Annotated in this window: 15 protein-coding genes; 7 read left to right on the top strand and 8 right to left on the bottom strand. The window is 56.9% G+C overall.

Features of this window, described 5'->3' with window-relative positions; all coding sequences use genetic code 11:
• Positions 1-6 precede the first annotated feature (6 nt).
• The 4 genes from IT763_RS07625 to deoC all read right to left on the bottom strand — a co-directional run bounded on the left by IT763_RS07625 (position 7) and on the right by deoC (position 5342).
• The gene (locus IT763_RS07625) at positions 7-1374 is read right to left on the bottom strand and encodes an L-serine ammonia-lyase (protein WP_206195307.1); all 1368 of its coding nucleotides are present in this window, start codon (positions 1372-1374) and stop codon (positions 7-9) included.
• 93 nt (positions 1375-1467) lie between these two features.
• Positions 1468-2766 (bottom strand): HAAAP family serine/threonine permease, encoded by a 1299-nt coding sequence (locus IT763_RS07630; RefSeq protein WP_004938697.1) that lies wholly within the window; start codon positions 2764-2766, stop codon positions 1468-1470.
• Between the two features lie 979 nt (positions 2767-3745).
• Positions 3746-4510 (bottom strand): DNA-binding transcriptional repressor DeoR, encoded by a 765-nt coding sequence (gene deoR, locus IT763_RS07635; RefSeq protein ID WP_016928372.1) that lies wholly within the window; start codon positions 4508-4510, stop codon positions 3746-3748.
• Positions 4511-4661: 151 nt separating this feature from the next.
• Complete coding sequence (gene deoC, locus IT763_RS07640) at positions 4662-5342, bottom strand: deoxyribose-phosphate aldolase (RefSeq protein ID WP_016928371.1); 681 nt, start codon at positions 5340-5342, stop codon at positions 4662-4664.
• A 219-nt stretch (positions 5343-5561) separates the two neighbouring features.
• On the opposite strand from deoC, the gene IT763_RS07645 reads away from it, so the two are divergent.
• Complete coding sequence (locus IT763_RS07645; protein WP_049299039.1) at positions 5562-6395, top strand: hypothetical protein; 834 nt, start codon at positions 5562-5564, stop codon at positions 6393-6395.
• Positions 6396-6431: 36 nt separating this feature from the next.
• Here IT763_RS07645 and ybjG read toward each other — a convergent pair whose 3' ends face one another.
• A complete protein-coding gene (gene ybjG, locus IT763_RS07650) occupies positions 6432-7037 on the bottom strand; it encodes an undecaprenyl-diphosphate phosphatase (protein WP_028127970.1) in 606 nt (201 codons plus the stop codon).
• A gap of 5 nt (positions 7038-7042) precedes the next feature.
• The gene (locus IT763_RS07655) at positions 7043-7777 is read right to left on the bottom strand and encodes a phosphatase PAP2 family protein (RefSeq protein ID WP_033634209.1); all 735 of its coding nucleotides are present in this window, start codon (positions 7775-7777) and stop codon (positions 7043-7045) included.
• A 292-nt stretch (positions 7778-8069) separates the two neighbouring features.
• Between IT763_RS07655 and eco the strand changes: the two genes are divergently transcribed.
• On the top strand, positions 8070-8582 hold the full coding sequence (gene eco / locus IT763_RS07660) for a serine protease inhibitor ecotin (protein WP_016928367.1): 513 nt from the start codon (positions 8070-8072) through the stop codon (positions 8580-8582).
• Positions 8583-9053: 471 nt separating this feature from the next.
• Positions 9054-9422, top strand: coding sequence for a hypothetical protein (locus tag IT763_RS07665; protein ID WP_071796762.1), 369 nt, complete (start codon positions 9054-9056; stop codon positions 9420-9422).
• A 456-nt stretch (positions 9423-9878) separates the two neighbouring features.
• Here the strand turns inward: IT763_RS07665 and IT763_RS07670 are convergent, their stop codons facing one another.
• On the bottom strand, positions 9879-11567 hold the full coding sequence (locus tag IT763_RS07670) for an aspartate:alanine antiporter (RefSeq protein ID WP_004938680.1): 1689 nt from the start codon (positions 11565-11567) through the stop codon (positions 9879-9881).
• Between the two features lie 294 nt (positions 11568-11861).
• On the opposite strand from IT763_RS07670, the gene IT763_RS07675 reads away from it, so the two are divergent.
• On the top strand, positions 11862-12251 hold the full coding sequence (locus tag IT763_RS07675; protein ID WP_004938679.1) for an inner membrane protein YbjM: 390 nt from the start codon (positions 11862-11864) through the stop codon (positions 12249-12251).
• Between the two features lie 39 nt (positions 12252-12290).
• On the opposite strand, the gene IT763_RS07680 is transcribed toward IT763_RS07675, so the two are convergent.
• Positions 12291-12554: a GrxA family glutaredoxin gene (locus IT763_RS07680; RefSeq protein WP_004938676.1), complete on the bottom strand. Its 264-nt coding sequence runs from the start codon at positions 12552-12554 to the stop codon at positions 12291-12293.
• Between the two features lie 230 nt (positions 12555-12784).
• Here IT763_RS07680 and IT763_RS07685 point away from each other — a divergent pair, with 230 nt between their 5' ends.
• The 3 genes from IT763_RS07685 (at position 12785) to IT763_RS07695 (ending at position 14672) form a co-directional block, all read left to right on the top strand.
• Positions 12785-13099, top strand: coding sequence for a YbjC family protein (locus tag IT763_RS07685; protein ID WP_151254360.1), 315 nt, complete (start codon positions 12785-12787; stop codon positions 13097-13099).
• Positions 13100-13153: 54 nt separating this feature from the next.
• Positions 13154-14056: a 30S ribosomal protein S6--L-glutamate ligase gene (rimK, locus tag IT763_RS07690; protein ID WP_016928363.1), complete on the top strand. Its 903-nt coding sequence runs from the start codon at positions 13154-13156 to the stop codon at positions 14054-14056.
• Between the two features lie 136 nt (positions 14057-14192).
• On the top strand, positions 14193-14672 hold the full coding sequence (locus IT763_RS07695; protein WP_107227697.1) for a YbjN domain-containing protein: 480 nt from the start codon (positions 14193-14195) through the stop codon (positions 14670-14672).
• The last annotated feature ends 134 nt before the right edge of the window (positions 14673-14806 follow it).

The raw sequence follows: 14806 nt of genomic DNA on the forward strand, positions 1-14806 counted from the left end.
TGGCGATCAGTTGCAGGCCACGACCTTGATCGCCAGCCCGCCCGGTGAGGTTTCGCGGTATTTGGCGTTCATGTCTTTGCCGGTTTCGTACATGGTTTCGATGACCTTATCCAGACAAACCCGCGGTTCGCTGGTGCGGCGCATCGCCATGCGCGCGGCATTGACTGCCTTGACGGCGGAAATGGCGTTGCGTTCGATGCAAGGCACCTGAACCTGGCCGGCGAGCGGATCGCAGGTCAGTCCCAAATGGTGCTCCATGGCGATCTCCGCCGCGATGCACACCTGCGCCGGGCTGCCGCCCAGCAGCTCGGTCAACCCGGCCGCCGCCATCGAGCAGGCGACGCCCACTTCCCCCTGGCAACCCACTTCGGCGCCGGAGATCGAAGCGTTCATCTTGTACAGCGCGCCAATCACGCCGGACGCCAGGAAGTAGCGGGTGTAGGAATTGGCGTTCACCGGGCGGATGAACTTGTCGTAGTAGGCCAGCACCGCAGGGATGATGCCGCAGGCGCCGTTGGTCGGGGCGGTAACCACGCGGCCACCGGCGGCGTTCTCTTCGTTGACCGCCAGCGCGAACATGTTGATCCAATCGACCACGTTCATCGGGTCGATATTGTTCTTGTCTCCGGTCACCAGAATGCGGCGCAGCGCGGCGGCGCGGCGCGGCACCTTCATCGGGCCGGGCAGCAGGCCTTCGGTGTTGATGCCGCGCTCAATACCGGCGCTCATCACCTGCCAGACGTCGGCGAAGTGCGCGTCGATATCCGCTTTGCTGCGCAGCGCCAGCTCGTTCTGCATCACCAGGCCGGACAACGACAGCCCGGTCTCTTTGCAATGCTGCTGCAAATCGTGCGCCGATTTGAACGGGTAGGGCACCGGCGTTGCGCCCTCGGCGGACTGGCCGAAGTGCTCTTCGTCGACGATAAAACCGCCGCCGATCGAGTAATAGGTTTTGCTGTGCAGCAAGCGTTCACCGGCGAAGGCGCGGATGCGCATGCCGTTTTCGTGCAGCGGCAGGTTATCGCCGTGGAAATTCATGCCGCCATGCTGCGGGAAATCCACCTCGTGGTGGCCGTTGGCCAGCGGCAGGCGGCCGCGCTGTTCGACGTCGCGGATAAAGCCCGGAATGCTGTCGATGTCCACGTCGTGCGGCAGGTTGCCGGCCAGGCCCATGATGATGGCGATATCGGTATGGTGGCCTTTACCGGTCAACGACAGCGAACCGTACACATCGACCACCACGCGGGTGGTGTCCTGCAGCTGCTGGTGGGCGATCAGATCGTCAATGAACTGTTTGCCGGCTTTCATCGGACCAACGGTGTGAGAACTGGATGGGCCAATGCCAATTTTGAAAATATCGAAAACGCTGACCATGGTCTCGCCTCCTTCTTCAGGTTTCAGGCGGTGAATACGGGAAATGGGGGCAGTGCGGGAGGGCCGGCGCGCAGCGGCGCCGGCCGGACGTGATTAGCCGAGCAGGCTGAACACGATAGCAGAGATGGCGATCAGACCCATCACAACCACAAATACGTTGCTGATGTGGCCGCTGTACTTGCGCATGGCAGGCACTTTACGGATGGCGTACATCGGCATCAGGAACAGCAGCATGGCGATGATTGGGCCACCCAGGGTTTCGATCATGCCCAGGATGCTCGGGTTCAGGGTGGCGACGATCCAGGTGGTCACCAGCATGAAGATAGCGGTCATGCGGTTCAGCTTGGCGGTGCTGACGGTTTTTCCGCGGCTCTTCATTGACTTGGCAACCAAGCCGTTGAAGCCTTCACGGGCGCCCAGGTAGTGGCCCAGGAACGATTTGGTGATGGCGACGAAGGCGATAACCGGCGCGATGTACTCGATCATCGGGTTGTTAAAGTGGTTAGCCAGGTAAGACAGAATCGAGATGTTCTGCGCCTTGGCTTCCGCCAGGTTTTCCGGCGTCAGGCTCAGCACGCAGCTGAACACGAAGAACATCACGGTCAGCACCATCATGATGTGCGCGTAAGCCAGAATGCGGGAGCATTTCTTCTCGGCGTCCGCGCCGTACTCTTCGCGTTTGGCGACGGCGAAGGCGGAGATGATCGGCGAGTGGTTGAAGGAGAACACCATCACCGGGATCGCCAGCCACAGAGTCATGATCAGGCCGTGACCCATGCCGGTACCGCTGCCGGACAGCGACACGTTTTCGAAGATGGCGCCGGTCCAGTTAGGGATCAGGTATACCGCCAGCAGCATCAGCACCGCTACGAACGGGAAGACCAGGATGCTCATGGTTTTCACGATGGCCTGCTCACCGAAGCGCACGATGGTCATCAGGCCGACGATCAGGATCAGCGACAGGATGGCGCGCGGCGGCGACGTCATGCCCAACTGGTGGGTGATGAAGCTGTCGACGGTATTGGTGATCGCCACGCTGTAAACCAACAGAATCGGGTAGATGGCGAAGAAGTACAGCAGGGTGATCAGTTTACCGGCGGTGATGCCGAAGTGCTCTTCCACCACGGCGGTGATGTCTTCACCGGGATTTTTGCCGGACAGAACGAAACGGCACAGGCCGCGGTGGGCAAAGAAGGTCATCGGGAAAGCGATGATGGCCATGATGATCAGAGGAATCAAACCGCCGATGCCGGCGTTGATGGGCAAGAACAGGACGCCTGCGCCGATGGCGGTGCCGTACAGGCCCAACATCCACATGGTATCCGTTTTACGCCAGGTACTGCTGGAGCCCGAGGCCGCAGAGGCAATTGTGCCGGTCTGTGTAGTGTCCATAAATATCTCCGAAGTGAACACGAATTTAAAATTAAAAGGCAAAACTTAAGGTTAAACCGTCAAACGTCCTATTCAGGCAACGCTTGCGGTAAGAATCAGGTGTTGCTTGCGGGGATGTTTTGGCGTCCCCCTGGTTGTTTATTGCGTTCATTACCAAGGCACAGCGCCGGGTAATTCACTAAAGACTTTTCACCTTCACGGGTGATAAAAGTCGTTACCGCTGCCGACAGGTCATTGCCTGTCGATTTTTGTTGGCGGCAAGATAACGATTTACAGTAGAAACAACCGTGATCCTGCTCTCAAATGCGTAATATGTGCAGTTATCTGCTTTTTCATCGATTTTTCGCGCATTTGTTGCACATTTGTGTAAGATTTTGTGCTGAGAACGCTCTCATAAAAATTTCTGCGATTATGTGGCTTGTACAATAATTAGCCGGATAAAGCGCTGTGCTCAGCAGCAAGCCGAGCAATATATTTTATGCGTGGTTTTGGATCTAGCTAAAAACCCGGATTAAGCAGTTTTAGTGATGTGGATCACATTGTGTTTTTAAGGTAAATCGAATTTATGTTTTTGTTTTTAATCATTTTTATTTAAAACTCACCGCTAGTAACGAAGGGAAATTACTTACGTGGTTAGCGGATAAAAATGCGTAACCATTCATCATATAAATAACAGATACCTAACAGGTATTGGTGAGATTTGCTGCAATCGCGTAAACCGCCGTTTATTTAAACTTCCTGGCCTTTGGCACGATTTATCATATAAAAGCCATAAATAGCCGTTAATTCACCCAGCCGACCGCGTGTTTAGCCTGCGAAAAAATAATCACTCGGGTGAGCTGTTGCATTTTATTAACCTGATGTTGCGTGCGGATAAGTGAAAAACGCGAATTGATTGCGCATTATTTGTTCATTTTCCGGCGGGGAAAGAGGGATATCGACGCGGTGCGCCGTCGGTTATGACGGCGCTGAAGGCGGATTAATAGCGGATAGCGATGGCGTTGTCGTTGAAGAACGCCAGGAAGTCGGCGCCCGGCTGGCGATCGGTGATCACCCGATCGAACTGCGTCAGCGGGCCGATGCAGGCCGGCTTGGTTTTGCCGAACTTGCTGTGGTCTGCCACCAGGATCTTTTGCTGCGCCATCGCCATGGCGCGATGCTTCATTTCCAGCTCGTCGAAGTTGAAGCAGGTGGCGCCGTGCTGCAGGCTGAGGCCGGCGGCGGAGATAAAGGCGATGTTCGGGCAGATGTGATCGAGTTCGTTGCGGCCGCCGACGCTGGAAAAGATGTAGTTGTTCGGCTTGAACTCGCCGCCGCACAGAACCACCTTGCAGTTCGGTTTGTCCTGCAGCGCCAGGAAGGTGTTCAGCGAATGACACACGGCGGTGAAAGCCAGCTCGTCGGCGATGGCGTCGATGATCGCCGGGGTGGTGGTGCCGCAGTCAAAAAACACCGTGTCGTTTTCATTGATCAGCGGCGCTGCCAGCAGTCCGATGCGCCGTTTCTCCGTGACCTGTTTGGCTTTTTGATCGGAAACGAAGTAGTTGGTCACGCCGTTGCTGCGCGGATCGGTCACCACGTAGCCGCCGAGCAACACCACGGCCGCCGGTTCGGCGCTCAGATCGCGGCGAATGGTCATCTCCGAGACCCCCAGCAGCGCGGCGGCTTCTTTCAGGTGGATCTTGTCAGCGCGTTTTAACGCCTGAACTAACCGGTTGATACGTTCTTCGCGCCGCGTTTCCATAGATCCGTCTTCCCACCGGTAATAGAGATAAAAGGCGAGCCGGCATTTCCGACGCTAAACACAACGATGCGGGGCAATATCGGGCCGCATCAACCGCCCGTATTGTCCCGCATCGGAGTGTATGGCCATGCCCGTCAGGGCAAGCCGACGATCAGTAGCTGCCCGCCGCCGGCTGGGCGCCGGAGACGATGGCGACGCCGGAGCTGGTGCCGATACGTGTGGCGCCGGCTTTAATCATCTTCTCGGCGGTGGCGCGATCGCGCACGGCGCCGGAAGCTTTCACGCCCATTTCGCTGCCCACGGTCTCGCGCATCAGTTTGACGTGCTCTTCCCGAGCGCCGCCGGTGCTGAAGCCGGTGGAGGTTTTCACGAAGGCGACATCGAGTTCGCGACACATTTCACAAACCTGGACGATCTGCGCATCGCTGAGCAGGCAGGTTTCCAATATTACCTTCAACGGGATCGCCGCGCAAACCTCGCGCACGGCGGCGATGTCGGCTTTCACTTCGTCCAGCAGGCCGCTTTTCAACCAGCCGACGTTGATCACCATGTCGATCTCTTGCGCGCCGGCGGCGATCGCCGCTTTGGCTTCAAAGGCTTTGGCGACGGTCAGGCCGGCGCCCAGCGGGAAACCGATCACCGAGCAGACTTTCACGGTGCTTTCCTGCAGCAGCTGGGCCGCCAGCGGCACATAGCCGGAGTTGACACATACCGCATAGAAGTTGTGCTGCTGCGCTTCTTCGCACAGTTTGGCGATCTGCATTTCGGTGGCGTCCATGGCCAGCAGGGTGTGGTCAACATAGCTGGCGTAATCGATGCTTTCGGTGGTCATCGCGGTTCCTTAGTGAAGTTGAGAAAATAGCATGGATAGGTAATGTGAAAATAATAACATTTCAACATCGATAAACCTAGCGGGATTTGAAAAATGTCGACGAGATCATAGTTACTTCACTGTTATCTGTATAACTTAGGGGAGGATTATTTGTTATTTTAATAACATTTTCAGTGGCTGCTCGCGGCCTGCACGGGCGAAACGTCGAGGGGAAAAAAGATGGAGATCAACATCGATCTGGCTCCTGAAGCTTTCGGGACGCATCGGCAGGAACTGTTCCGCAACGCGGATTTCGCGGTGAGCGCGCATCGCTGCGCAGAACGCGGGCTGATGCTGACGCTGGCGAATTGCCGTGGCGCGCTGAGGGTTTTACCGTATCAGGGCCTCGCGATCTGGGACGCTGAGTTTGACGGTCATTCGCTGAAATCGGGCCGCCGCAGCACGCGGGGCGCCGGAAGAAAGCGCGCTGACGACGCCGCGTTCTGTCCCGCCTGGCCGGGTCACGACGGCGCGCCGATCCAGATGCAACGCGTGTGGCTGCAGCTGGCGGGCGATGAGCTGACGTTGCACGGTGAAGGCGAGCGGTTGGGCGAGCGTTGGCGCATCGGCCCGGCGCTGCGTCTGGCGGCCCAGAGCGCGCAGTTCGCCATAGAGATGAAGATTACCAACCTGGGCGAGCGGCCGCAGCCGCTGCGCTATGTTTGCCGCCTCAACTATGATTGCATTCCCGACGCGGTATTCCGCCAGAACCTGCCGACGCCGGCTTTGTCAGGGGATACGATCGGGCAGGAACTGCTGTGCTCCGACGATCTGACGCGCTACGTGGATCAGGCCGAGTTCTTTATGCTGGCGCCGCAAGGCCGGCGCTATGTGACGCGTTTTGCCACCGGGCAATTCAACTATGGCCTGCGGCGCATCGCTGTCCAGGGCAACAGGCGGCTGCTTGCTTTTATCCAGCCGGCAAACTGCCGCCCGAATGCGCCAGAGGGTGAGGGGGTGATGCTGGGAGCGGGAAAAACGCGGGCGTTTTGCGTGACCACCGGCGTGGTGTGAAAGCAGGGGCGGTAACGCCCCTGTCATGTTATGCGGTTATTCTTTCACCCAGCCGCGGCGAATGGCGAAGGCAAACAGGAAGCGATACAGACGCGACAGCTTGTCGGCGAGGACATCACCGAACAGATTCCATACCAGCTGAGCGAACAGGCAGCCGACCAGGCCGAGCAGGAAACCGCCGACCATATCCAGCGGCCAGTGCACGCCGAGGTAAACGCGTGACCAGGCGATGCCGACGGCGACAATCATCAGCAGCGCGCCGGACCAGACCCGGTGCCAGAACAGGAACGCCAGTGCAAAGGTAAAGATGGCGGTGCCGTGATCGCTGGGGAACGAGCTGTCCGGCGCGTGCGCCAGGAAGGTATAACCCACGCCGGCGACGAACGGACGCTCATGCGGCAGCAGCGCGCCGATAGCGGAGGCGGCAAGCATGGCGAACAGCAGCGCGATCGTGGTTTTCGCCACCACTTCGCGCTGTGAAACCAGCTGGCTTCGCGGCCCCCACAGCCACAGGCCGACGATCAGCAGCGGCACGATAATGATAAGATCGCGCGCCAAAAAGGTGGCGAAATCGATCATCCATTCGGGAGATGCCGGGGTCGCATTGATCCAGGCGAAAAGAACATGGTTTAACTGCTCCATAACCGTTACCTCATCTTGCGGCGCCAATAGCCGCTAATCATCCAATAAATAGCCAACTGGCTTAACCAAACCCACCAACCCGCCCACAGGTTATGGGTAAGAAAATGTGCGCCGCGCATGATCTGACCAAAGCCCATCAACATGCCGAGCGCAATGCCGCCACACCAGCAGCACCAGGCCAGGCGCGGGCGCTGCGGATAAAACAGGAAAAACAACGCCATGACCGCGAAACCGCTCGAGGCGTGCCCGCCGGGGAAACAGCGACCGGGGCCCGGCAGCGCCGGTACCGCGCCGAATAAAGGGAAGGACATCGCCTTGCCGCCGTACTCGATCAGATCCCACGGACAGGAGTGCGCGCTGGTGGCCTTGAGAATGCCCACCACCAGCGGGCCGATGCCGAGAAGCAGCATGCTGACAATCAGGCGCGCGCTGCGGCGATAGATGCCCCAAAACAGCGTGAGCACCGCTCCCACGATCACTATCTGCTTCAACAGACGGTGATTGATCAGATCCAGCCAATAATTGTTTTGCCACGGGAAATGCCCGCTGGCGGCATCGTACCAATAATTGCTGATCGCCCAGTCCAGCTGTTCGTTGCGGGAGAGCCACAGGAATACCAACCCGCTGATCAGCAGGCCAAAAACTTGCCAACGGTAAAAGGATGTCGGCAGGGAGTAAAGGGCGGTTGTCTTAATTTGCTGTGCCGTTGAGGATTGATTTAATGACGATTCTGGATTCACGCGCAGGCTCGGTGACAGGATTGAATAGCGCCACTGTAATAATTCTGTCTTAAGAAAACCTTAGTCCTGCGGCAAGAGAACCCTATCTGATGCACCCGCTTGGGCGCCGGTCAGCGCGTGTTTTTCTCGTATTAACCGGCGGTTTTTTGGGGTATTGCTCCGGTTAATGGGTGGTATTAGGCGATTGTCACTATTTATCTCCTATTGTAAAGAAGATTAAACTTGTGGCGAGCGTGGCGGTAGTGTATTAGTTTATAAGCGGATTATTTGACAAAAAGTGTAGGGATAAAACATGAACAAGGCATCCGTTGTATTTTCCGGCCTGCTGATGGCCGTTTCCGCCGGCGCTATGGCGGCGACCTCTGGCGATGACGCAGACATGAGCAAACAGCCGCTGGAAAAAGTCGCGCCTTACCCGAAAGCCGAGAAGGGCATGAATCGCCAGGTGATCTACCTGCCGAAGCAAGAACACGAAGAGAACTACAAGGTAGAGCTGCTGATCGGCAAGACGCTGGAAGTGGACTGCAACCGCCATATGATCGGCGGCACGCTGGAGACCAAAACCCTGTCCGGCTGGGGTTACGACTACCTGGTGCTGGAGAAGCTGTCTGAACCGGCCTCGACCATGATGGCCTGCCCGGACAACACCAAGACCAAGCAATTCATCGCCGCCAACCTGGGCGACGCCGCGATGCAGCGTTACAACAGCCGCCTGCCGATCGTGGTGTATGCGCCGAAAGACGCGGAAGTGAAATACCGCATCTGGAAAGCCGAAGATACCGTAAGCCAGGCTGAATCAAAGTAATCCGCGATTAGCGCTGTGAATACATGATCTTGTACAAAGCCGTTTGAAGAGCATTTTGCAATTATATGCGGCTCTTCAGGCGGTTTTTTATTTTCAGTCAGGAAAGCCGAGTGCTTAGCCAAATTTTTTCAACCTACAGAGGGAAAATAGAAAGTGACTCAAGCTAACAAGGTTAATATCCTTGGTTTAAGGGCATTTTTTTAATTCTCACTCGCAATATCCTCATTTTTATCCCCCTTTATCTCTGATTATATTGTTGTGAATTGCAATTATTTGGCTAATAACAAACCGTTTCGGTTACATAAATAAAAATATTCTTATTAATCATTTTATTGTTGTTTTATTGATTTTATTTAATGGCAAAGGGATGGAAATTAATTATTGTGCTGCTAGATTCATCAATGTAATTAGCTCCACGGCAATTACATTGTTCGCTAATTAATATCTAAAAAAACTTACGAGGATATTCCAATGGCTGATTGTAAATGCAATGAACAAGATCCGCATGCTCAAAATGAACATGTTGCTGATTTTACTGCGGTTGGATTTTCGCAAAAAACACCGGCGCCGGTACCTGTAGACCTTAAGCAGCAGGGGGTATTGGCGCTTAAACTTTCGGTTTGCGTTGGGGCCAGTTATAACCCAGCAAACAACCAAATTTGTTTTACCATTCCTATCTACGGTGACTTTTGCGTTTCTTCGCCTATTCCAATTCCCATTGGTGGGCAGCTTAAAGTGTGCGCAGAGACCTGTGGTTCCTTTATTCCTACGGGGTTGAAGGCCACTATTTATCTGAACGGTTCCGTTCTGTTCTCTGTCGTTCTTTTTGGCGCTTGTTAATGTAAAAAGAAAAGCAAGGCACCTTAGATGTCTTGCTTTTTTTGATATTAAGATATTGATAAGGCCGTTGTTGGGTTCAGACCCAATTGCTAATTAATACAGCCACTCCGTTCTCACTCTTTCTGCAATCAAACCTTGGGAAATGCATTGTTTGATAGCCGACCGCCCGACACTAAACGTTAAGAGAAACGATGTTTCAGGAAGGCGCGGACGCGCTGTACGTCGTCAGTTGAGGTGTTGCTGCCATCTGATGGTGGTCCCGCGGGCGGCGGCGTGCAGGCAACAAAAAACCCGATAATCTTGAACCTAAAAGGCGGGATTATCGGGCTCCACAAAATGGGGACATCAAAGAAAAGCAGTGGCACTAATTCAGACTGCGGCCCCCAACGAAAGTTCTGGCCGGCGACAAAAAAATCAAAATATTTTTATCGCCGATCCATCTCTCCCGCTAATCGATCAGCCGAGTATGCCCGGCCATAGCACCACGATGAGAGAACCCGCCAGCGTTAACAGCACGTTAGCGATGGCGTAGGTGCCGGCATAGCCCAGCGCCGGGATGTTGCTGCGCGCGGTGTCGCTGATGATCTCCATCGCCGGCGCGCAGGTGCGGGCGCCCATGATGGCGCCGAACAGCAGGGCGCGGTTCATGCGCAGCACGTAGGCGCCGAACAGGAAGCAGATAATCACCGGCACCAGGCTGACGATAAGCCCGGCGATCAGCATCTGGCCGCCGACCGCGCCCAGGCTGTGGCCGATGCCGGCGCCGGCGCTCAGGCCCACGCCCGCCATAAACACCATCAGGCCGAATTCTTTCACCATGTTCAGCGCGCCCTGCGGAATATAACCGAAGGTCGGGTGGTTGGCGCGCAGGAAGCCGAGCATGATGCCGGACATCAACAGGCCGGCGGCGTTGCCGATGCCGAACGAGAAGTTGCTGAACTGAATGGTGATCTGGCCGATCAGCAGGCCGATGATGAAGAAGGCGCAGAACGCCAGCAGATCGGTCACCTGGCTGTGGATCGAGATAAAGCCAATCTTCTCCGCCACACTTTTCACCCGGCGCGCGTCGCCGCTCACCTGCAGCACGTCGCCCTTGTTGAGCACGATGCTGTCGTCGATTGGCATTTCGATCTGGCTGCGGATCACGCGGTTGAGGAAGCAACCGTGGTCGGTCAGCTTCAGCTGGCTCAGGCGTTTGTTCACCGCGTTGCTGTTCTTCACTACGATCTCTTCGGTCACGATGCGCATGTCGAGCAGATCGCGGTCGAACACTTCCTTACCGTTGCGGAAGCTCGGATCCAGCCGCGCGTGGGCGTCCGGATAACCGACCAGCGAGATCTCGTCGCCCACCTGCAGCACCGCGTCACCGTCCGGGTTGGCCAGAATGCCGTTGCGGCGGATGCGTTCAATGTAGCAGCCGGTCTGGCGGTAGATGCCCAGTTCGCGCAGGTTCTTGCCGTCGGCCCAGGCCACCAGCTCGGGGCCGACGCGGTAGGCGCGGATCACCGGCAGGTAGACCTTGCGCTGGCTGTCGGTGTCCAGGCCGCGTTCGCGGGCGATCTGCTGGGCGGAGGTGGACAGATCCTGGTGCTGCAGCTTCGGCAGGTAGCGCGCGCCGAAAATCAGGCTGACCAAGCCGATCAGGTAGGTGAGGGCATAGCCGAGGCTCAGATGATCCTGCGCCGCCAGCAGCGCCGGGCCGTTGACGATGGTGTTGCGCAGCGTATCGCCGGCGCCCACCAGCACCGGCGTCGAGGTCATCGAGCCGGCCAGCATGCCGGCGGTCAGGCCGATGTCCCAGTGGAATAGCTTGCCGAGGCCGATGGCGATCACCATTGCCGAACCGACCATCACCAGCGCCAGCATCAGGTAATTCTTGCCGTCGCGGAAGAAAATCGAGAAAAAGTTAGGCCCGGCTTCCACCCCGACGCAGAAAATAAACAGCATGAAGCCGAGATTCAGCGCCTCGGTGTTAATGGCGAAGTGTTGCTGGCCGAGCAACAGGGAAACCACTAAAACGCCAATGGAATTACCGAGTTGGACGGAGCCCAGACGGAGTTTACCGAGGCACAGCCCCAGCGCGAGTACCACGAACAGTAACAGAATGTAGTTACCGTTTAACAAACTAGCGACGTTTATGTTCACGGAGGATAACTTATTGTTTACCAGTAAGTGCTTGATATAGATAACTATAAGAGATAAATTCAGCCTTAAAACGACGTCATAAATCACCACCAGCAGAAAGCGAAGCGAACCATCGTTCGGCGGCGTTCATTCTAGACGCTATGACCGATGACAGCCAGCACAGAAAGCTGATTTCCTGCGCCGCCGGGCGCATTTAACTCTCTTTTGACCAAGGAAAAAATTCGGTTCAGCGTCACCGCACGGGTGACCGGGCCGATTTCTATTGATGCGGTAATTGGGCGGGGGAGAATTCGCATGACGAGTTATCGATATTGGCTGGGCATTCTCAGCTGTTTTCTGTTGTTCAGCCTGGTGTTTCTCGGCCAGCAAACCGGCCTGTTCGGCAGCACGGATCATGAGCACCACGGTGAAACCGGCCTGCTGCTGTTTGTGATCCCCGGCGCAATCGCCAGCTATTTGTCGAGCCGCAAGCGGCTGCTGTGTCCGTTGCTGGGGGCGCTGTATGCATTGCCGCTGTGCCTGCTGATCCGCCACTTCTGGCTGACGCCGTCCTATTCGTTTTGGCAGGAATTGGCTTACGCCACCAGCGCGGTGTTTTGGTGCGTGTTCGGCGCGATGCTGATGCTGTTCGCCCTCGGTCTGTTGCACACGCTGCAGCAGCTGCACCGGCGGCAGCGGCAATAAAAAAAGGCGCGTTAAGCGCCTTTTTTGTCGTTCAAAAACTTACTGGAACAGGTTCAGGTGTTCTTTAGCGTAAGCTTCGAAATCGGTGCAACCGCCGATGTGCTTCTCGTCCAGGAAGATCTGCGGCACGGTTTCAACCGGTTTACCGACGGTTTTTTCCAGATCGGCCTTGGTGATGCCTTCCGCGTGGATGTCAACGTAACGGAAGTTGAAATCGTCGCGTTCTTCAGTCAGTTTTTCCGCCAGTTCTTTAGCGCGGACACAATAAGGACAGCCAGGACGCCCGAAGATTACTGCAAACATGCAACGCTCCTTAATTGGATTTTCGATAAATTATTCGCGATTGCAACGACATCCCGTCACCGAAAAAGTCATTACCTGCGTCAGATGGCGCCTACTATGCCCGTTGAGGCGGTGAAAAAAAAGCAGGAATTACCTGTTAATCTGATTCATGTAACCAATTAGTCTGCCGGGGCTGTCGCCGTCGGCGGGAATTCACTACACTGGGGGCAGACCTTCTGGAGAAGAAAAATATGCGTTCATTCGGTGACTTACCGCGCCCGGTGCTGGTGTTGGAAGGGCTGGGTATCGTGATGCTGGTATTGGCCTACCTCAGTATTCACGGCCACCTGCAGCTGCCGGGCTGGCTGGCGTCGCAGCAGGCGGCGGTCGGCATGATTTTCCTCGGCGTGGCGCTGATGGTGCCGGCGGCGGCGTTTCTGGTATGGCGCGTGGTGCAGGGCTTCGGGCCGCTGATGCGCGGCGGCTTGCCGCCGGAAAACGATCGCCGCAAACCGCAAGATGCAGACGCATCGAAAGATAATCAGGAGCGCGATCCGCGCGCCTGAGCGCCGCGGCCGCTAACTCGCCTGCCGGGCAGGCGTTGGCTTTTGGGGTGACGAGTGAAAATTGCCATTCTTTCTCGCGACGGATCGCTCTATTCATGTAAGCGGCTGCGTGAAGCGGCGGAAGATCGCGGGCACAGTATCGATATCATCGATCCGCTCTCCTGCTATATGAACATCAATCCGGCGGCGCCGACCATTCATTATCGCGGCCGTCAGCTGGAACGTTACGATGCGGTGATCCCGCGCATCGGCTCTGCCATCACCTTTTACGGCACGGCGGTGCTGCGCCAGTTCGAGCTGCTCGGCAGCTACCCGCTAAACGAATCCGTGGCCATTACCCGCGCCCGCGACAAGCTGCGTTCGCTGCAGCTGCTGGCGCGGCAGGGCATCGATCTGCCGATCACCGGTTTTGCCCATTCGCCGGACGACACTGGCGATCTGATCGAGCTGGTCGGCGGCGCGCCGCTGGTGGTCAAACTGGTGGAAGGCACGCAGGGCATCGGCGTGGTGCTGGCGGAAACCCGGCAGGCGGCGGAAAGCGTGATTGACGCCTTTCGCGGGCTGAATGCCCACATCCTGGTGCAGGAGTACGTGCGCGAGGCGCAGGGGCGCGACGTGCGCTGTCTGGTGGTGGGCGGCCGGGTAGTGGCCGCCATCGAACGGCAGGCCAAGCCCGGCGAGTTTCGCTCCAACCTGCACCGCGGCGGCACCGCCCGCAAGGTGACCATCACCGCCAGGGAGCGGGCGATCGCGGTGAAAGCGGCGAGCACGCTGGGGCTGGACGTCGCCGGGGTGGATATCCTGCGCGCCGAACGCGGCCCGCTGGTGATGGAGGTCAACGCGTCGCCGGGGCTGGAAGGGGTGGAAACCACCACCGGGCTGGACATCGCCGGCATGATGATCGAATACATTGAGCAGCGCGGCCGGCCGGGCTTCCGCCTGAAGTCCGGCGGTTAACGGGGTGGGCGGAGCGCATTTCCCGCCGTGCAATATCTGAATTAGTGAATTAAGCCGCATTGATCGTGGCGTATCGGGTGAATATTCCGTAAGCTATGCGCCTTTTCGCGTATTGAATATTGTGAGGCTGGTTATTATGGATTCACTCATTGTCCCCGATTTGGCGCTGTTGCGGCGCTGGCTGGATCAGTCGGGCATTTCTTTCTTTGAGTGCGATTCCTGCCAGGCGCTGCACCTGCCGCACATGCAGAACTTCGACGGCGTGTTCGACGCCAAGATAGATCTGGTGGACAACGTCATTCTGTTCTCCGCGCTGGCCGAAGTGAAGCCGACCGCGCTGATCCCGCTGGTGGCGGACCTGAGCCAGATCAACGCCAGCTCGCTGACCATCAAGGCGTTTGTCGATATTCAGGACGACAACCTGCCGAAGCTGATCGTCTGCCAGTCGCTGAGCGTGGCGGTCGGCATCACCTACGAGCAGTTCACCCACTTCATGCAGCAGGGCGAAGAGCAGATCTCGATGGTGATCCTTGAGGCGCGGGCGAACGATCTGCTGTTTATGGGTGACGAAGAAGAGATCCCCGCTGGCGCCGTGCGTCAACCGATGCTGCACTGATCCTCGCCATACCTTAAGCATGCCGTCGCTCCGGCGGCATGCTGCCGTGACGCCTCTCCGCAATAAAATATTCTGCACTTTGGCCTTTGCCGCCCGATCTTTCTCGCCTTTTGCGCCGTTAATGGCGTATCACA

Origin of the sequence: Serratia sp. CMO1 (assembly GCF_015689115.1) — a bacterium.
GTDB lineage: Bacteria > Pseudomonadota > Gammaproteobacteria > Enterobacterales > Enterobacteriaceae > Serratia > Serratia marcescens.